General features: G+C 33.8%; 19 protein-coding genes. 13 read left to right on the top strand and 6 right to left on the bottom strand.

What is annotated here, in order from left to right:
- Window positions 1-53: 53 nt before the first annotated feature.
- The 5 genes from def to DNU06_RS00475 all read left to right on the top strand — a co-directional run bounded on the left by def (window position 54) and on the right by DNU06_RS00475 (window position 4,664).
- Window positions 54-650, top strand: coding sequence for a peptide deformylase (gene def, locus DNU06_RS00495; protein ID WP_111061249.1), 597 nt, complete (start codon window positions 54-56; stop codon window positions 648-650).
- Between the two features lies 1 nt (window position 651).
- Entirely contained in the window at window positions 652-1,191 is a 540-nt protein-coding gene (locus tag DNU06_RS00490; protein WP_111061248.1) for a tetratricopeptide repeat protein, read from the top strand.
- Window positions 1,192-1,193: 2 nt separating this feature from the next.
- Entirely contained in the window at window positions 1,194-2,189 is a 996-nt protein-coding gene (locus tag DNU06_RS00485) for a polysaccharide deacetylase family protein (RefSeq protein WP_111061247.1), read from the top strand.
- Window positions 2,190-2,489: 300 nt separating this feature from the next.
- Entirely contained in the window at window positions 2,490-3,299 is an 810-nt protein-coding gene (locus DNU06_RS00480; protein ID WP_111061246.1) for a DUF6503 family protein, read from the top strand.
- A gap of 87 nt (window positions 3,300-3,386) precedes the next feature.
- Complete coding sequence (locus tag DNU06_RS00475; protein ID WP_111061245.1) at window positions 3,387-4,664, top strand: APC family permease; 1,278 nt, start codon at window positions 3,387-3,389, stop codon at window positions 4,662-4,664.
- Window positions 4,665-4,679: 15 nt separating this feature from the next.
- Here the strand turns inward: DNU06_RS00475 and DNU06_RS00470 are convergent, their stop codons facing one another.
- Window positions 4,680-5,486, bottom strand: coding sequence for a winged helix-turn-helix domain-containing protein (locus DNU06_RS00470; protein ID WP_111061244.1), 807 nt, complete (start codon window positions 5,484-5,486; stop codon window positions 4,680-4,682).
- Window positions 5,487-5,746: 260 nt separating this feature from the next.
- Between DNU06_RS00470 and DNU06_RS00465 the strand changes: the two genes are divergently transcribed.
- The 3 genes from DNU06_RS00465 (at window position 5,747) to DNU06_RS00450 (ending at window position 10,135) form a co-directional block, all read left to right on the top strand.
- Entirely contained in the window at window positions 5,747-7,120 is a 1,374-nt protein-coding gene (locus DNU06_RS00465; protein WP_111061243.1) for a TlpA family protein disulfide reductase, read from the top strand.
- A gap of 601 nt (window positions 7,121-7,721) precedes the next feature.
- Window positions 7,722-9,572: a chloride channel protein gene (locus tag DNU06_RS00455; protein ID WP_111061241.1), complete on the top strand. Its 1,851-nt coding sequence runs from the start codon at window positions 7,722-7,724 to the stop codon at window positions 9,570-9,572.
- 107 nt (window positions 9,573-9,679) lie between these two features.
- Window positions 9,680-10,135 (top strand): SRPBCC family protein, encoded by a 456-nt coding sequence (locus DNU06_RS00450; protein ID WP_111061240.1) that lies wholly within the window; start codon window positions 9,680-9,682, stop codon window positions 10,133-10,135.
- Between the two features lie 13 nt (window positions 10,136-10,148).
- Here the strand turns inward: DNU06_RS00450 and DNU06_RS00445 are convergent, their stop codons facing one another.
- Genes DNU06_RS00445 through DNU06_RS00435 form a run of 3 tightly spaced genes read right to left on the bottom strand, consistent with a single transcriptional unit; the run spans window position 10,149 to window position 12,465 of the window.
- Window positions 10,149-11,078 carry a succinylglutamate desuccinylase/aspartoacylase family protein gene (locus DNU06_RS00445; protein ID WP_111061239.1) on the bottom strand — a complete coding sequence of 310 codons (930 nt, stop codon included), beginning with the start codon at window positions 11,076-11,078 and terminating at the stop codon, window positions 10,149-10,151.
- Window positions 11,068-11,940: an ATP-grasp domain-containing protein gene (locus DNU06_RS00440; protein WP_111061238.1), complete on the bottom strand. Its 873-nt coding sequence runs from the start codon at window positions 11,938-11,940 to the stop codon at window positions 11,068-11,070. The genes DNU06_RS00445 and DNU06_RS00440 overlap by 11 nt, the downstream gene beginning before the upstream one ends.
- 6 nt (window positions 11,941-11,946) lie before the next feature.
- Entirely contained in the window at window positions 11,947-12,465 is a 519-nt protein-coding gene (locus DNU06_RS00435) for a hypothetical protein (protein ID WP_111061237.1), read from the bottom strand.
- 60 nt (window positions 12,466-12,525) lie between these two features.
- On the opposite strand from DNU06_RS00435, the gene DNU06_RS00430 reads away from it, so the two are divergent.
- The 5 genes from DNU06_RS00430 (at window position 12,526) to DNU06_RS00410 (ending at window position 18,746) form a co-directional block, all read left to right on the top strand.
- A complete protein-coding gene (locus DNU06_RS00430; protein WP_233502906.1) occupies window positions 12,526-13,512 on the top strand; it encodes a LuxE/PaaK family acyltransferase in 987 nt (328 codons plus the stop codon).
- Window positions 13,513-13,533: 21 nt separating this feature from the next.
- Window positions 13,534-15,582, top strand: coding sequence for a polyphosphate kinase 1 (gene ppk1, locus DNU06_RS00425; RefSeq protein ID WP_111061236.1), 2,049 nt, complete (start codon window positions 13,534-13,536; stop codon window positions 15,580-15,582).
- Window position 15,583: 1 nt separating this feature from the next.
- Window positions 15,584-16,504: a Ppx/GppA phosphatase family protein gene (locus DNU06_RS00420; protein ID WP_111061235.1), complete on the top strand. Its 921-nt coding sequence runs from the start codon at window positions 15,584-15,586 to the stop codon at window positions 16,502-16,504.
- A 61-nt stretch (window positions 16,505-16,565) separates the two neighbouring features.
- Window positions 16,566-17,381, top strand: coding sequence for a VanW family protein (locus tag DNU06_RS00415; RefSeq protein WP_111061234.1), 816 nt, complete (start codon window positions 16,566-16,568; stop codon window positions 17,379-17,381).
- Window positions 17,382-17,462: 81 nt separating this feature from the next.
- Window positions 17,463-18,746, top strand: a complete 1,284-nt coding sequence (locus DNU06_RS00410) for a mechanosensitive ion channel family protein (protein WP_111061233.1) — start codon at window positions 17,463-17,465, stop codon at window positions 18,744-18,746.
- A 1-nt stretch (window position 18,747) separates the two neighbouring features.
- On the opposite strand, the gene DNU06_RS00405 is transcribed toward DNU06_RS00410, so the two are convergent.
- Together DNU06_RS00405 and DNU06_RS00400 are read right to left on the bottom strand one after the other, a co-directional pair.
- Window positions 18,748-19,101, bottom strand: coding sequence for a toxin-antitoxin system YwqK family antitoxin (locus DNU06_RS00405; RefSeq protein ID WP_158526789.1), 354 nt, complete (start codon window positions 19,099-19,101; stop codon window positions 18,748-18,750).
- Window positions 19,102-19,159: 58 nt separating this feature from the next.
- Window positions 19,160-19,642, bottom strand: a complete 483-nt coding sequence (locus DNU06_RS00400; protein ID WP_111061231.1) for a cupin domain-containing protein — start codon at window positions 19,640-19,642, stop codon at window positions 19,160-19,162.
- Between the last annotated feature and the right edge of the window lie 138 nt (window positions 19,643-19,780).

The raw sequence follows: 19,780 nt of genomic DNA, 5'->3' as shown, positions 1-19,780 counted from the left end.
TCAATGACTTCTTTTAAAGAGAAATCAATTATTTTTGTAAAAAATTAGTTCGAATGATTTTACCAATTATAGGATATGGAGATGCCATATTAAAGAAAGAAGGAGAAGAAATAGACAAAGATTATAAAGACTTGGATCTTTTAATTGAGAACATGTTTGAAACCATGTACGAGGCAAGTGGTGTTGGTTTAGCTGCGCCGCAGATTAATAAATCTATTCGTTTATTTATTGTGGATGCATCTCCTTTTGCTGAAGTAGAAGAAGGAGAGGAACCAGATCCAATGGCAGAAGGATTAGATGGTTTTAAAAAAATATTTATTAATCCTATTATCGAAGAAGAAAGTGGTGAGGAATGGGCTTTTGCTGAAGGTTGTTTAAGTATTCCAAAAATTAGGGAAGATGTTTTTAGAAAACCAACCATCAAAATTTCTTATTATGACGAAAATTGGACCTTTCACGAAGAGACCTATGATGGATATGCTGCTAGAATTATTCAACATGAATACGACCATGTAGATGGTATCCTATTTACTGACCATCTATCACCGTTAAAAAAACGGATGATAAAAAAGAAATTAATTAACATATCCAAAGGAGAAGTGGATGTACCATATAGAATGAAATTCCCTTTGGTTAAAAGAAGAAAATAAGATGAGAAAAATTGCAATGATTATTGGTGGGTTAAGCTTGATGTTCACAGCTTGTACCCCCGCAAAAGACAATGAGAAAGTAGATAATGGCGAATTTGATAGTGCCTTTTTTATTGGTGAATTACGGGCAATTGAAGATAGTATTAGCAATGGGATTCCTGCACAAAAGCACTTGGTAAAAGCATTGGTATTGTTTCAAGATTATGTCAATCATTTCCCTACTTCTAAGGAAGCACCTGATTATCTATTAAGAACTTCAGATTTGTATTTAAGTGTGAATAATCCAAATAGATCGGTGGATATATTGAATGAGATTATTAAAAGTTATCCGAATTATAAAAGACTTGAAGCTGTTTATTTTAACCGTGCTAATCATGTAGATTTTGAAATTAGAGATACCAGCTTGGCGAAAACTTATTACCAAGAATTTCTGGAAAAATATCCGAATTCTGGTTTGGTAAATGATGCCAATTCAAGAATTGAAAATATTGGACTTTCGGCAGAGCAATTAATAGAAAAGTTTGAAGCCATGAACCAATAATTGTGCAATTATACCTCACCTACGATTACGAGTTATATTTTGGAACCCCAACAGGTTCTGTTCAAAAATCCATTTTAGCACCAACCAATACGTTAAGGGAAATAGCGAAACGTACCGGTGCGAAGATGGTTTTTTTTATTGATGTCGGTTATTTAAAAGCATTAAAGCATTACGCGCATTTTCCTGCTGCAATTAGAGATTATCAAGCAGTGGTTGCACAAATAAAATTACTGGTAGAAGAAGGACACGATTGTCAATTACACATACACCCACATTGGGAAGACTGTCAATTCAATGGCGAAAGTTGGGACATGGACGTGCGTCGCTATAAATTAAGTGACTTTAATACTTCAGAAATAGAAAGTATTGTATTGGAATACCAAAGTATATTAAAGGGAATAACAGGGAAGCCAGTTACTGTTTATCGTGCTGGTGGTTGGTGTCTACAGCCCTTTTCAAAAATGGAAAAAGCCTTTAAAAAAGCCGGTTTAAGAATTGATTCTACGGTTTTCCCTGGCGGTAAAAATACCATTGCACCTTACTATTATGATTTTACTGAAGTACCTAATAAAGCGTATTGGCATTTTGAAAACGACCTAACTCTTGAAGTAGCGAATGGCAGTTTTATCGAAGTGCCTATTGGGTCATTTTTTTTCTCGAAATGGTTTTTTTGGAAGCTCTTTATTCTTGGTAGGTTATTCCCGAAAAATCACAAACCTCTGGGCGACGGTTATCCTGTGCCTTCGGTGGGAATGCGGAAAGAAATGCTGACCAAAGGAAAATTATTAGCAGCCAATACGGAAGGATATTTTATTACAAAAGCAAATGCTATGGTAAAGGCTGCCCAACTAAAACAACAGCAACATTTGGTGTTTATTGCACACCCAAAAGCCATGACTAATTTTAGTTTAAAAAAATTGGAAAAAGTAATTGTTAACCAACAAGCAAAAGGAAATGTGTTTGCTCTTCTATCTGATTTTAAGCCAACATCCGATTGATTTAGCTTTGACTTATTCTGGAGAATTCTTCCTCTAAATTCATATTTCTTATGGCAGTAAAACAACCTTAATGTAAGGGGTCTATTAAGGTGTAATCACCTTTTTGGGTAAAAAGGCTTACTGCTTTGTGAAATAGTACAATGTATGTGACATTGCCTATGGTGTAATTGAGGGTAAATTAATAAATTGCTTCCCAATGGACAAAAAATAACTTTTAGTATTTATTAACAGGCAATGCAACTATAAGGGGAGGAGTAGCCTTATACTTGCAAAATATAATCACACACACATCATCATTTTATGAAATTAATTCCACTATTATTTATTGCATTACTGCTGGCATCTTGTCAAGAATCCCCTGTAGAAACCAAAACCATTCAAGAAATTCCTGTATTTAAAAATAAAGGCGAAGAATTGGTTTATAATTTTGTACAGAAAGTAGGGAATTACGAAAAATTAAGTCAATTAAAAGATGTGGTTTATGATTACACTTATATTACACCGGATCAAAAAATGGACAGTGTGACAGAGAAATATATTTTTGATGGAGAATTGTCTTACGGAAAATACCATAAACACCAAAGAACTTTATCTGCGCTTGAAGGCGTAATTGAGCAAGGTTATAATGGCAATGACTTTTGGTTAAAACAAAATGATTCTATTATTGAGTTAGGTGAGCACAGACCAAAAGTAACTTTTAATCGTAAAACAAACTTGTATTGGTTTACCATGATGCAAAAACTATTGGATCCAGGGTTGAATTATGAATTTATAGGAGATTATACGAAAGATAACAATACATATGATATCGTAAAAGTAACTTTTCAGTCTGAAAATGATAAACCAACGGATACTTATCAATTGTACATCAATCAAAAAACAGGATTGGTAGATCAGTTTTTATTTACCGTAATGGATTTTAATGTGTCGGCTCCAAATTTAATGTGTTTAACGTATGAAAACGTGGATGGACTTTTAATACCAACCAAGAGAAAATATACCAAAGCCAATTGGGATGCAGAACCACTGACCGATAAATGGGTAAATGTAAGCTGGTCGAATATTAAATTCAACAATGGCTTAACAAAAGAATTGTTTGAAGCCAAATAATCTAAAAATTATTTAGTCCACCTAATATAACATGCAAATAAAGTTGTTTTGTAACTTCGCCACACTGGTTCAGTTTAAACAGGTGTTATGAGTAATAAAATAGGTGTAAAAGAGGCCATGTCTATTGGGATTGGCGGCATGGTTGGCGGCGGTATTTTTGCCGTACTCGGCTTAGCTGTCTCTTTATCTAAAGGCGGTACACCCATTGCTTTTTTATTCGCAGGTATCATAGCATTAATAACTTCTTATTCCTATGTAAAACTTTCAGTTACCTATCCAGATAGGGGAGGTACAGTCAAATTTATCAATGTAGGATTAGGTAAAACCATTTTTAGTGGTGGAATGAATAATTTACTTTGGGCGAGCTATATCATCATGTTGTCCCTTTATGCTTCAGCCTTTGGTTCTTATGCGCCAAATTTATGGGCGATTACAAATAGTAGTTACGACTTCCATATATATGCCACGGCCATTGTAATCTTGGCTACTGCTATTAATTATTACAGTATTAAAGTAGTAGGTATTATAGAAACTTATGCTGTCGTAATTAAACTGGTTATATTAATAGGTTTTATTGGTGTAGGCATTTATGGCTTATTTGGTAATCCAAATTTAAGTCAGTTGTCGCCTGAAAATTGGGAATCCCCTATTATGCTTTTAACCGGAGGAATGGTCATTTTTGTAGCTTATGAAGGTTTTGAGTTAATTGCCAACGCTGCTCCAGATATTGAAAATCCCAAAAAGAACATACCTAAAGCTTATTATTACTCAATCATTTTTGTAATACTATTGTATATCATAATTGCCATTGTAACAGTTGGATCTTTACCCTTTAAAACTATTGCCACCGCAGAAGATTATGTGCTAGCGGAAGCGGCAAAACCAATGCTAGGTAAAATTGGATTTACCATCATTACGGTGGCAGCTCTCATTTCCACATTTTCGGCCATCAATGCTTCTTTATATGGAGGCAGTAGAGTGAGCTATGAAATTGCAGAAGATGATGAAATGCCGCATCAATTGACTTACCAATTATGGAATCAACCAGTGGGTTTGATAATTACGACTGTAGCTACTTTAATACTGACTAACACCTTAAATATTGAGAGCATTTCCACGACAGGTAGTGTAGGTTTTTTACTCATTTTTGCGGTGGTGAATTTTGTAGGTTTTAAATTGTCGGCTGAGACAAATGGAAAAAAAATGATAGCGCTGACGGGTGCAATTCTTTGTGCAGTAGCCTTGTTGGTTTTAATTCAACAACAGTTTATTTCTAATCAAAATAGCGTAATGATTGCCGTTTCTATTATTGCTGCTTGCTTTTTAATGGAATGGATTTATAAAAAAACGGAGCAAAAAAAATAAGAAAGAAAACCCAGCTTATGTACTTGTAGGCATGTCTAGAATTAATTGATATCCAATTCCGCGGATATTCTTGATTTTAATACTTTTATCATTTTCTAATTTCTTTCTTAATTTAGAAATAAATACATCTAGTGTCCTTCCAACATAATCTCCCTCATCTCCCCATACGCGATTTAAAATTTCGCCTCGGTCTAAAGTAGTGTTTGCTGCTGAATATAATAAGTCAAGTAAGTTTGTCTCCTTGCTCGACAATTCGATAAATTCATCTTTAAAAGATAATGTCATTTGCTTCTTGTTGAATTTATAAATACCTATTAAAACTGTGTCGGGATCCATGTTGGTCGGTTTATTTTTCGACGAATAGAAAAAGAGAAGTAGTAGTGTCAAAATTGTCCCCACTGCGATAATCCAAAATAAAGCAGAATTTTCTGATTTTTCAATTTGGTTTAAAGGCGGTGCGATTAAATTGAAAACTATATAGTAACAAGCTGGCTCTTGGATGCGTTTTTTACACGGAATAATGTCTGTGTCGTCAGTAAGACCTACTTTATAACTATAAACAATTGAATGGGTATCACAGGTTTTTACTGCTACCGTATAAGCACTCGAAATATTCGTTTTTAATACTATGGCGTCAATGGTTTGTACCAAGTTTTCAGGTTCAAAACCAAATGGCGTATCAAATTTTATTGTGTATTGATTGCCTGTTTTTTGAATGGGTAAAACACGAGAAGTACTGTCTCCATTATTTAACATGATTTGATGACCTATCATGCGCAATGCAATTTCAATAGGAGGGGTTTCCTCTTTGGCTAAAGCCACATTAAATAAATAAGGGCTGCAATAAAAAATAGTAAAGGCAGTAGCTTAATAACCATATAAGCAAATCTATGTCTTTCTGGTTGATTAAAAGAGTATTTGTTTTTCTTTTACATTAATTTACATTGTAAAAATGGTCTTCTACATGGTCAATGTAAAATGGATGTTGGCTAAAGTGAAAACAATAAGAAAATAAAAAAAAGAATAAGTATTTTATTATATTTGGTAATAATAAATTGAATTTCAGTACTAAATTGAATAACATGGAAAGAACTTTTGGCCCACTATTATTAGCAATAATCTTAATGTTCTGTTCCAGTCAATCGGCAAAAAAGGAAAGTAGTATAATTTTTACTGGTAAAATTGAAAATCCAAATACCAATCATATTTCATTGCTAGACTTAAGAAGGAATGTTGTTTTACAAATGAATATAAATGAGGAGGGAACTTTTCAGGATACTTTTTTTGTGGTAGAAGGTTATTATTATTTGGAGGATGGAAATGAAAATACCACAGTTTATTTAAAACCTGGCTTCCATTTAAACTTGCATTTAAATACCACGCAATTTGATGAGTCTATTATTTACAGTGGTATGGGGGCTGTAGAAAATAATTATTTGGCAAAAAAAGCGTTGATCCTAGAGGATTTTGGAAAGTTGAATTATTATGGCTTCTACACAAAATTATCCGAAGCAAATTTTTTATCATTAGCCGACTCATTATATAGTGTTCAAAAATCATTTTTAATGGGACAAAAAAATATGGACGCTGAATTTAAGGGAATCGAGTTAAAAACATTGTCATTTAATTATCTGCAAAAAATTTCGAATTTCGAAGGAATGAAAAGGTATTTGACAGAGGAAAAGGATTTTCAGGTGTCCGACAAATATCCAAACGCGTATGCGGACATTAATTTAACAGATGAAAAACTATTAAAGTCACCGGCTTACTTAAACTTTGTTGCGTCCTATTTAAGAGGCGAAGTCAATTTAATGTTGGACAAGTATGATGAGGACTATACCTTATTGTATGCACAGCATATCGTTAAGAAGGTGAAAAATATAAAGATAAAGGAAGCGTTATTGTATGATGTTGGAAAGTGGGAGTTAGACAATACAAAGGAATTGGAAAAGGTATACGACCTAATCCAAGGCGCATTAAAAAAGGAGTCCTATTTAACCGAACTTTCGGAAAAGTACCAACGATTACAAAAAGTGCAAAAAGGACAAGTATCTCCTACCTTTGAATTAAAGGATAGCCATGACAATGTGATTAAATTAGAAGATTTAAAAGGTAAATTGGTTTATATTGATGTTTGGGCGACATGGTGTATGCCTTGCCTGGTTGAAATACCACATTTAAAAGAATTGGAAGCACACTTTAAGGGAAGGGATATAGAGTTTGTAAGTATCTGTGCAATGGATACCGAAGAAAGTTGGCGAAAAATGGTAGCCGAAAAAGAACTAAGAGGAATACAGCTTTTTGCGCCAGACTTAAATATTCCATTCCTTGTAGATTATATGATTTATGGTGTTCCAAAATTTATTCTATTGGATGAAGAAGGGATTATTATAGATGCAAATGTTTCACGACCTTCCGATCCATCTTTAATTGAAATGCTTGAAAAATTATTATAATTTCCATTTTCAGGACTTAAATAGACCTTTTTTTAGATAAATTGTATTGTTTTTGGCCGTTTGAAGGTTAATCTATACCTTTGCAAGGCATGATGAAATTTAATCACGAAAACAATAACCAAGGTATTTTTACATTTAATTTTTTGGTTTTCCGTACCCAATCAGAAAAATTTATCCCTCCTGGGGTATAATGTCATGCCTTGCTAATTAATCTTAGCATTACTCTCCCCCTAAATAATTAATAAGTCAATTTACTTGGCTTAAAACTTTACGCCTCTTTTTTAAGAGATTGCGGTGACTTAAAATACTAATTTATATTTATGAAATTACTGACCATTAAAAGAACAATTCAAACAGAAAATAGATTCTCTCCACAAATGGGGAGATTAAGGACAAGAGTGACCTATATAAAAAAGCATTTTTTAGGTTTACCAATTAAAACTGTCCATCATTATAGGGAGACCTATTACGGTGAGATCAAAAACTGCGAAGACTGTAATTTATGCCGATAGAAAATACTTTTTATTAAGTGGAATTTTGTTGTCGTTAAAGTCCTAATTGTCCTATTTGAAGCTACCTTTGTGGCAGAAGATTTATTAGCATGTTAAGAAAATTAAAACGCTTATATATAAACTTTCTACTTTTTAGAAAGGCATTTATTAATTACCCATTTCGCAGGTTTAATTTTATTGAAATATTTTTAATTTGGTTGAGCCAAAAAATTAGTAGGTCACAATTTCTTATCATTTCGGGGATTCTGGTCGGATTAAGTGCAGGTTTAGCAGGGGTTTTCTTAAAAATTTACGTCCACTATATTCAGTCTTTTCTTAACAATAGTATTCCTTTCGAAGTCCGTATTTTCGTTTACGCTATTTTACCATTGATCGGTATTACACTTACCACTTTAATTGTTAAATACCTCTTTAAATCAGATGAAGAAAAAGAACTTTCTTTTGTGTTAAAAGATATTTCTCAAAATCAAAGTAGGGTAAAGTCAAATAAAATGTATTCCCAAATTATACAAAGTGGTATTACTGTCGGGTTTGGTGGTTCTGTCGGACTAGAAACCCCTATTGCGGTAACTGGTTCTGCTATTGGTTCTAATTATGCCTTAAGGTATAGACTTGGCTTTAAAGAAAGAACTTTATTGTTGGCTTCGGGTGCTGCTGCTGGTATTGCTGCTGCATTTAATGCACCTATTGCTGGTGTAATGTTCGCTTTTGAAATACTGTTGACAGGTTTGGTGTTTACCGACTTTATTCCTTTGGTAATTGCTGCCATTTGCGGCAGTTTACTTTCTACCATTATTTTAAACGAAGAAGTATTGTTTAATTTACAGGCCCGCGAAATATTTAACCACACTAATGTAATTTACTTTATTATTTTAGGGGTATTAACAGGTTTATATGCCCGATATTTTTTAGTAGTGGGGCAAAAGGTACACCACTTCTTTAACGGGTTTAAAAAAAATAAATTCTTATTGAAGGCATTAATTGGCGGGTCATTATTGTCCTTGCTCTGTGTTTTATTTCCGCCACTTTATGGCGAAGGATATTTACACATTAAAACACTGCACCAGGGTAATGTTGATTTGTTAATTCATGAAAGTTTATTCCGTTATTTTGAGTCCTCAAATGCCATTGTAATTTTATTTTTAGTTTGCGCTATTTTACTGAAAGCATTTGCAACTAGTATTACCTTAAGTGCTGGTGGTAATGGTGGTAACTTCGCTCCTTCTTTGGTCGCTGGCGGATTTCTGGGCTTTTTATTTGGTTATGTGTTAGAATGGATGGGTTTTGGTGATGTACCTACCACTAATTTAATGCTTGTAGGCATGGCTGGTGTAATGTCAGGAGCCATGTATGCGCCACTTACAGCCATATTTTTAATAGCGGAAGTCAGTAGTGGATATGATCTGTTTGTTCCTCTGATGATTGTGTCTGTGATTGCATACGCTATCAATCGCTTTTTTTCTCCGATTAATCCTGTTTATCTTGAATTGGCTGAAAAAGGGGAAATTTTCACGACCCAACAAGATCAAAACATACTGGCACACATTTCACTGAAAGAGTGTATGAATACAAACACATGTATAATCAATACGAATAATAGTATGGATGAGGTGTTGCAACTGTTTAGGAAAAGCGACCAAAATACAATTGCTGTTATTGACAATCACCAACAATTTTTTGGGGTCATTAATCGGGTCCAACTGCGGCCATATCTATTGGGTAAAATTGCAATTGAAGATACCAGTATAATGGACTTAGCCATTAACCCTCCTTTTGTTGTCGGTCATGATGATTCCGTTATGCAGGTTACTAAAATGTTTGACGAAGCAGATGTATGGCAATTGCCTTTATTGAACGAAAATAGGAATTTTGAAGGCTTTATAAGCAGATCAAAAATATTAACTAATTACCGTTCATTACTCAAAGATTATTCTGAATAATTGATGTAAAAATTCCTGGACTTATTTCAAGTTTATTGTCTATATTAGACAGAAAGTTGCTAAGGGAATAGGTGCTGCTAATATTTTTTAACACATTAAATCGAAACATGGGATTTTATCAATTCAAAAGAAAACAATTTGTTCATACAGACATTGAAACGCTCTGGCATTTTATTTCTAATCCGGTTAATTTAAAAAAAATTACGCCAGATTATATGGGGTTCGAAATTACCTCTGAGACACCGGAAGAAGAAATGTATGAGGGGATGATTATTGTCTACCAGGTTACACCTTTACTTGGTATAAGAACCACCTGGGTGACAGAAATAACAAAAGTAGAAAGAGGTAAGTTTTTTGTGGATGAGCAAAGAATGGGTCCATATAAAGTATGGCATCATGAGCACCGAATTGAAAAAGTTGAAGGTGGGGTGATGATGACTGATATTGTAAGTTACCAACCGCCATTTGGTTTTTTGGGTAGCATTGCAAATTCTTTGGTGATTGAGAAAAAGTTGCATGAAATTTTTGAATACCGCAAAAAAGTATTGGAGGAATTATTTTAAAAAATACTTGTTTTTAATAACAAATATGAAACAAAGCCTTCCCAACATTCACCACAGACTTATTGTCGTGACCAAATATAAAAGCATCTCTTTTTGCTGTTACTTTATGAATTTTACTAGTGTATGGGTCTGTTATATATCCCATTAATTCTCCTTTTTTCACCCATTCACCCGATTGTTTTTGTGCGACAAAAATTCCAGATGCAGTAGCCCGCATCCAAGTCTGGCTTTGATAAGTTACAGGTTTTTGTACAGGTACTTCATCCGCTGTCATCTGATAGTGATTTAGTACCCGTTTAATACCGTTTATTCCTTCCGTTATGGATAAGGCGTCTATTCTTAAAGATTCTCCACCTTCAAATACAACCATAGGAACGTTATGCTTAAAGCATTCTTTTCGGAATGATTTTGCTAATAATCCAGATTCCAAAATTAAGGGTGGAGCAAAAATATTCGCCAAAGCTATGCTGGCAGCATCCTCACTATTGGCCCTAATTTGTGGGTAATTATAAATACTTGAGCCACCGGTATGAAAATCAATACCCATATCGACAATGGGAATGATGTGACGGGTGATGGTGCTGGCAACTCTAGCGGCTAAAGACCCAATATGAGAGCCTGGAAAACTGCGATTAACATCTTTACCGTCTGGTAAATCGCGAGAAAAATTATTAAAGCCGTATAAATTCACTAATGGAATAGTGATCACAGTACCACATTTTAATTTATTAAACAATTTTTGCGCAACTGCTCGTCTTACAATTTCAACACCGTTTATCTCGTCTCCGTGTACTCCGCCCGTAATCAAAATGGTTGGACCAGGCTTTTTACTCCTAAACACATGTGCATACAAACTAATCACTGTGCCAGAAGGGAGTTTAGAAACATTGAGTTCTATGGTTGTATTCGTCCCCGGTTCAATTATGGTGTTGTTAATTTCCATGTGCGATATATTCTATAATTGCAGCAGCAACGTTAATTGCAGTTGTTTTTTCAATGCCTTCAATTCCAGGTGAGCTATTTACCTCTAGCAATAATGGACCGTTTGCAGAACGAATAATATCTACACCAGCAATGTTTAAACCTAAAACCTTGGTGGTTTTAATGGCTAAGTCTTCTTCGATTTTAGATAGTTTCACTATTTTACCAGAACCACCCCGGTGAATGTTCGACCGAAATTCATTTGCCGAAGCAACTCTTTCCATGGCGGCAACAACTTGATCGCCTACGACAATAATTCTAATGTCTCGTCCAAACGATTCGGAAACAAATTTTTGGACAATCACTTTATTTTTAGAACCAGAATATAAATCGAAATAGCGTTGCGCGGTTTCTTGGTCTGGAATTAAGAATACACCTATACCTTGGGTGCCTTCTATGAGTTTTAATATAAAAGGATACCCCATTTTTTTAGTCACTATCCCTTCCGCTTCATGTAAATCTTCGGATAGGTAAGTAGTGGGGACAGCAATGCCTTGTTCTACCAGACATTGCATGCATTTAAATTTATCTCTCGAAAGAATTAAGCCCATAGCTGAGGTCAAGGTTTTTACCCCCATTTTTTCAAAATGACGAATCACCTTTTCTCCATACCCCGTTACATTCGCCCCAATTCTAGGAATAATATAGTCTGGTTTTGGTAATTCTTCTCCATCTTGTAATACCACAAACTGATTGTTTTCAATGAGTAGGTCGCAATGTAGATGATTGATGACACGGATTTGGTGTCCAGCCTTACGGCCTTCTTCAAAAATTCTAGACGTGGAGTAAAGATTTTTGTTTCGCGATAAAATATAAATGAGCATATAATTCTAAAAGGTAATGTAAATGGGGTCAGTTTCCCCTAAATTACTATAGTTTAAAGCACGATCGACTAATTGAAATTGATATTTAATAGTATCTGCGTTAGCTGAAAATGGATTATAAAATTGCACCTTACCAAATGCATAAGTAATGGTACCTTTTATCCCTTTGGATTTATCATAAGGCAAAACAGGATCTACTCTAAAAGAAAACACAATCGGAACACCGTTTACTTTACCAGGTACCCAGCCAAGACTATCGTCTTTTTCAAAATAATATAAAAAGAGGTTGTTGTAGTTTTCACCATCTTTATTATATGGTGCAAGGGTATCACTCTCTAATAAACCAATATCTCCTTCACCATCTGTAAAATTTAAGATGAAAGTAGCACTGTCGTGTTGACCATATAGAATAAAATCATTAAATTCAACTACCGGAACGGAAGGGTAAGTTTCTTTTTTAAAACATGAATTTAGTCCTAAAATTAAACTTAAAATTATAAAAATAAAACGTACTTTTGCTTGCATAAACCTCAGTAATACTAGGAGTGTTAATTAATTATTAAAGATATATTAAAATAAAGTCAAGTGACACATTCTCCAATCGATTTTCTTGATAAGATACAAAAAATTAACAATAATAACCAATTTGAGAAATTAGCGCTTGAATTATTTAACTACCAATTTTCATCCAATTCTATTTACCAAAAATACTGTTTGTCTTTAAGAAAAACACCCGAAAATGTAAAATCATTAAATAATATTCCATTTTTACCCATTTCTTTTTTTAAATCACATGAAGTAAAGTCGGGAAATTATACGCCTGTAATAGCTTTTTCTAGTTCTGGGACCACAGGAATGGAAAGAAGTCAACATTTTGTAAAAGACATGGAGGTGTATGAGAAAACCTTTGAAAAAGCTTTTGAACTGTTTTATGATGACCCTAGCAATTATGTGGTAATTGGTTTATTGCCTTCGTATTTAGAAAGAGAAGGTTCTTCTTTAGTCTACATGGTAGACCATTTGATTAAGGCTTCCGGACATTCAAAAAGTGGTTTTTATTTAAATAATTACGAAGAACTGGTCGGTTTTTTAAAAGATTACCAAGGGGAAAAGCAAATTTTATTAATAGGAGTTTCTTACGCGTTACTTGATTTGGGGGAAATGTTTGAAGTGGATCTTTCAAAATATATTGTCATGGAAACTGGTGGTATGAAAGGTAAAAGAAAGGAAATGACAAAGGCGACTTTGCACCAAACGCTTCAGGAAAACTTAAAATTAACAACAGTACATTCGGAATATGGCATGACTGAACTAATGTCACAAGCTTATTCAAAAGGGAATGGTGTATTTCAAACACCGCCGTGGATGAAAGTATTAATTAGAGAATACAATGACCCTTTTAATTATATTGAAAATAAAACAGGAGGGATTAATGTAATTGATTTAGCCAATATTGATTCCTGTGCATTTATTGAAACAGAAGATTTGGGTAAATATAACAAAGATGGGTTTGAGGTGATTGGGAGATTGGATACTGCCGATTTAAGGGGCTGTAATTTATTAGTACAATGATAAAATTTTTATATACTTTTTATGGATTTATTTAACCGGGAACTAAGTTGGTTATCTTTTAATGAGAGAGTGCTACAAGAAGCATTAGACTTAAACACGCCCTTAATTGAGCGGATTCGTTTTTTAGGAATTTATTCTAATAATTTAGATGAATTTTTCCGTGTTCGTGTCGCTACAGTGCGAAGGTTAGCAGTATTAAATGTTAAAAAATTAGAAGGTTTTCCAGGTACGGCTGAAGCTTTGCTGATTGAGGTGAAAAAGGAAGTTTTAAAACAACAGCAATTGTTTGAGCTGGCGTATGAAAACATTTTAACTACCTTAAAGAAAAATGGTATTGTACAATGTAACGAAATAAACTTAAGACCTTCGGAACAAGAATATGTAAGAGAGTATTTTCAAGATGTAATTCGGGCTAGAATTGCACCTATTATCCTCTCGGATAAAATGCCTTTTCCACATTTAAATGACGACGCTATTTATTTAGCCGTTAAAATGGTAGAATACGAAAAGAAAAAAGTACGCTATGCCATTATTGAAATCCCAAAGTCGTTAAACCGATTTGTGGTTTTACCTTTCGAAAAAGGAGAAATTAGAAAGGTGATGCTTATTGACGACATCATTCGTTTTGGGTTGAAAGATGTATTTAGCATTTTTAATTTTGATAAAATAGATGCATATACTTTTAAAATAACCAGAGATGCAGAGTTAGATATTGAAGATGATATTTTACAAAGTTTCTTAGAGAAAATGAAGAAAAGTGTTGCCTTACGTAAGGAAGGGGACCCCGTAAGAATGGTGTATGATGCTTCCATTCCAATTGATTTATTACATTATTTAATTAATGAATTAGATCTACTGGTGGGTGAAAATATTATTCCAGGTGGTAAATACCATAACTTTAAAGATTTTATGGGTTTTCCTGATTTTGGGATGAAAGAATTGGTGTTCCCTAAACTTAAACCATTAGAACATCCCGTTTTTAAAAATTCGAATAAATCTATTCTTAAAACCATTTTGAACCAAGATGTATTATTGACTTATCCATTTCAAAAATTTCAATATTTAGTAGATTTATTACAAGAGGCAGCCATTGATCCTAAAGTACAAAGTATTAAAGTCAATTTATACCGTGTTGCGAAAGATTCACAAATCATAAATAGCTTAATCTGCGCCACTCGAAATGGAAAAAAAGTGACGGTTGTTATTGAGCTCTTGGCAAGGTTTGACGAAGAAAATAACATGAAATGGGCAAAATATCTGGAAAATAATGATGTACAAGTTATTTTTGGTGTCCCAGGTTTAAAAGTACATTCAAAATTAATTTTAATTAAAAGAAAGACCGGGAATAAAGTGCAGTCTATAGCCCATGTTGGTACTGGTAATTTCCATGAAAAAACAGCTGAAATTTATACGGATTATGGTTTGTTAACTGCTAATTCTAGAATAACAAAAGAAGTAGACAAGGTCTTTAAAATATTTAAAAGTAATATCGATCGTTCTTTGTTTAGAGAATTAATCGTTTCTCCATTTAGTTCCAGAAGAAAATTCAATGCCTTAATAGAGCAAGAAATTAAAATGGCTAAAAATGGTGAAGAAGCTTATATTGAATTAAAGTTAAATAATTTAGTGGATTCTAAATTGATTAAAAAACTGTATGAGGCATCTAATGCAGGTGTGCAAATAAAATGTATTGTTCGTGGAATTTGTGCCGTTAAACCTGGGGTTAAAGGCTTGAGCGAAAATATTGAAGTAAGATCTGTTGTTGGTCGGTTTTTAGAACATACGCGATTGTTCATTTTTAGCGGTGGTGGTAGTCCTAAATATTTTATATCTTCTGCCGATTGGATGGAAAGAAATATTGATAAAAGAATTGAGGTTACTTGTCCGATATTAGATAAAGGTATTCAAAAAGACTTGAAGGAAATGTTTGATACCTATTGGGCCGATAACGTAAAGTCGAGAATTATTGACGTGAATCAAAAAAATAAGTACTATTCAAACGATAATCCGAAAAAAATAAATGCACAAATGGAAGTGTACCAAAACTTCAAAAAAAAACTAAAAGGATAATATGAAATACGGGGCAATAGACATTGGAACCAACGCAGCCAGATTATTAATTGGTGAAATTAGTAAAAATGATGAAGGATATGTTTTTGTGAAAAAAATTTCCTACACTCGTGTTCCCCTTCGGCTCGGAATGGATGTCTTTGAAAGAGGTAAAATTGGAGAAAAGAAAAAACAAGATTTTATTAAAACCATTAAAGCATTTCAACTTATTTCAGAAGTTTTTAATGTGAGAGAAATGCGTGCCTGCGCAACTTCTGCCATGCGAGAAGCGGAAAATAGTGATTCGGTTAAAAAAGCCATCCTAAAACAAACCGGGGTAGATATCGAGATTATTGACGGGCACGAAGAGTCTGAATTGGTTTTTTCTGTTTTCTTTTTGATGGAGTTGGAAAAAAATATGCCTTTCTTAGTAATTGATGTTGGTGGTGGTAGTACTGAAATTACAATTTTTAAAGAAGGGAAAATAACGGCTGCTAAATCATTTAAAATTGGAACCATTCGATTGTTAAAAAATAAAGTAACCGAAGAAATTTGGACGGAAATGTTTGAATGGCTCAGCAGTAATACCAATGCTAAGCATAAAATAAAAGTTTTTGGAATCGGAGGAAACATCAATAAGGTGAATAAACTACTGGGGAAAAGAGATTTTGAAAATATGTCTTTTAAGGAAATTGACTTACTATATGAAGAATTAAAACCACTGTCGGTAGAAAAAAGAATCAGTAGGTACCAGTTGAAAGCCGATAGAGCAGATGTAATTGTTCCAGCAATGGACATCTATTTACGCATCATGAAAAAAATTGATGCAAAAAAAATTATTGCACCTAAAATCGGTTTATCTGATGGTATCATTTATAGTTTACACAACAATCATCTAAAATCTCTTTCGAAAAAAACAAAACTGTCTTCGGATAATGGATAGGAATCCTTTTTAACGGCTTACTTTTCTTCGGTATGAAAATAGTCCCTAATTTAGAGACTGTATGAAAATTCCACCACAAGTTTTAAAACCTATAAAACGACACCCATTAAGACGCGCTCTAGGGAAGGAGTTCTTTTGTTTAAAAAGAAAATGGCATTGGTATAGCGATAAGACAAAATATGCCAAGGAGATTAGACATGTAAAATATCCGATTGAGATCACACAACACCAATCTTTTTTACTAAAACCACTTCAAAATGTGGACATGCAGTTGCAAAGAAATAAAACAACCAATTTGGCAATTGCCATCAAAAAATTTAACGGTATAGTGATTAAGCCTGGAGAAACTTTTTCTTTTTGGAAATTGGTGGGAAGACCTTCCAAATTAAAAGGATATTTACCAGGTTTAGTGTTAAGTGATGGGCAAATTAAAAGTGGAATTGGTGGTGGACTTTGCCAATTGGGAAATTTACTTTTTTGGATGAGTATGCACACTCCTCTAACTATTAAACAAAGGTATAGACATAGTTATGATGTTTTTCCAGATGTAAATAGAAAGGTGCCTTTTGGTAGCGGTGCAACTTTGGCTTACAATTATATCGATTTACAGATATATAATGGCAGCGACCAAGCATTTCAACTCAATGTTTGGTTAGAGAAAAGGTTTTTAAGGGGCAGTATTAGCACAGAAATTGCATTAAAACATACTTACCATGTTTTTGAAAAAGAGCATAAATTTGAATTGCAGTGGTGGGGTGGGTATACTCGGCATAATGAAATCTGGCGAAATGTTATCCATAAAGTGAGTGCAGAAACTACCGAAGAATTAGTGACTGAAAATCATGCCATCATGATGTACAATCCTTTGCTAAATTAAAGTCGCTTGCGGAAACATTTAGTATTATTTAATGCATTCTCCGCTTATATATTAGTAATTTTGTGACAAATTATAATTTCAATGCAAAAACTTAAAGAATTTCCAATTTCAGATTTTATTATAAAATTCCTCAATAATTGGTTGGGTGAAATAGGGCTTTCGGATAAGTGGATTGATTTGGGGCGTACCGGAATTCTGCTGGTTGGAGTAGGCCTACTTATTATGCTACTTTGGTGGTTGACTCGAAAAGTGTTGATTAATATCTTGCATGTCTTGGTCAACAAATCAAAAACTAAATGGGATGATTATTTAGTAAAGCACAAATTTTTTGCAGTCATTGCTAATCTAGTGCCTCTTTTGTTTATGGATCACTTTATTTACACGGTATTTTATTCTTATCCGCGTATCAATACCTTTTTAATAAAAATGACTGATTTAGGAATCGTCATTGTGGTGCTATTTGGTATTTTAAGATTTTTATCTGCAGCTTCTGAAGTACTATCCACCAAAGAAAAATTAAGAGATAAACCCATTCATTCTTATTTTCAATTGAGTAAAATTCTTGCTGGTGGATTTATGGTCATATTAGGTTTGTCTATTCTTACAGGTAATTCTCCGCTATATTTTTTAACTGGTTTAGGTGCTGCAACGGCAATTTTATTGTTAATTTTTAAAGATACAATACTTGGATTTGTTGGTTCTATTCAGCTTGCGGCTAACGATATGGTGCGCATAGGAGATTGGATTACCATGGAAAAGTATGGTGCAGATGGTGATGTGGTGGAGATTAATCTGGCAACCGTAAAAATCCAAAATTTTGATAAGACCATTACAACCATTCCTACTTATTCTTTTATTTCCGATTCTTTTAAAAATTGGAGAGGCATGGAAATGTCAGACGGTAGAAGGATTAAACGTGCCATAAATATAGAAATTAACTCTATAAAATTTGCAGATAGTAAATTATTGTCTTCCTTAAAACAAGTAGACTTATTGGGCGGATTTATTGAAGAAAAAGAAAGCGAATTGGCAGATTTTAATGCAAAAAGCATCAAAGACCCTAATATTTTAGTCAATGGACGTAGACAAACTAATATCGGTCTTTACCGAAGGTATATTACCTCTTATTTAGAAGGTTTGGATGACATTAACCATGAGATGACTTTGATGGTGCGACAATTGGCACCAACCGAATTAGGAGTGCCAGTAGAAATATATTGTTTTTCTAAAAATAAGGAATGGGAAGTGTATGAAGAGATTGTTGCAGATATTTTTGACCATTTATTTGCAACTACAAAATATTTTGAATTAAGTGTTTTTGAAAGACCGACAGGCAAGTCATTTTCAAATGAATTACTTAACTAATTTATTTTACTTGTTTATAATGGTAAATAGTTTCTATTAATTTACTGCGTTTGTATATGCCATGAAATAACAGTTTTCCGTCTGGTTCAAATACTTTTTTATCACCCGACATTAAGCCTAACTCATAAGCTATGTCCGATTGTAATTGGCCATTTTCATAGTAGTATAAAAGTTTGCCTTCATATTTTCCATTTAATAATTCGGCAGTTTTTTTTAATTTACCGCCGAGATAGTATTCTTTACAAGTACCTGAAAACGGAGACAGAGGATCGCCCAAATGGAATACATTATAGTTGGGATGGTATTGCAGGGACTTGCAGTCGCAAGTGTTTGTTTTATTAATTTCTTCCTTCATTGCCCCTTGGTTGCAAGACAAAAGAAAGAAAGCGATTAAGAAATAGTACTGCATTTTTTTATGTCAATTTTTGAATAATAGTCTGGTGGGAAGGAAATTTAGCCAATAATTCAGCTGTAGTAAATAGCTTAAAATCTTCAAAATCAAAACCAGGTGCTACTGCGCAACCTACCATGGCGTATTGATTTTTTTGGTCGACTGTGGAGCCAAATATTGTGCCACTAGGAACCACTGCTTGGAATTGTTCTCCGGCTTCAAAGTTGGGACCAATTTTTAGTTGGTAATATTCCCCCTTAGGACTAATGCAATGCACCGTCAATGCTGAGCCGCTGTGGTAGTACCATAACTCATCACTTTTAAGGACATGAAAACGCGATACATTTTCGGAAGTTAATAGAAAGTAAATACTCGTTAATAAACTCCTGCTATTTTCGTCCAAAGGGATGTTCCTGTTCGAACGGTAATTTTCTTTATACCAACCACCTTCTGGGTGTGGTAACATGGCATAATTTTTCACCAGGGCTTCTACTTGTAATTCCATGCCTTAAATTTATAAACTTGAATCGGTTTTATCCCCATTATTTCATAAAAAAACCCCAGTGTTGCCACTGGGGTTTTATATATAGAACCGTCTAGTACTATCTCCGTTGATAGAAGGAAATACCAGTCGTCTAGAAAT

The sequence above is a fragment of the Putridiphycobacter roseus genome (assembly GCF_003234935.1).
GTDB lineage: Bacteria > Bacteroidota > Bacteroidia > Flavobacteriales_D > Crocinitomicaceae > Putridiphycobacter > Putridiphycobacter roseus.
Note: the sequence above shows the minus strand (reverse complement) of the source record. Positions and strands in the feature narration are given on the sequence as shown.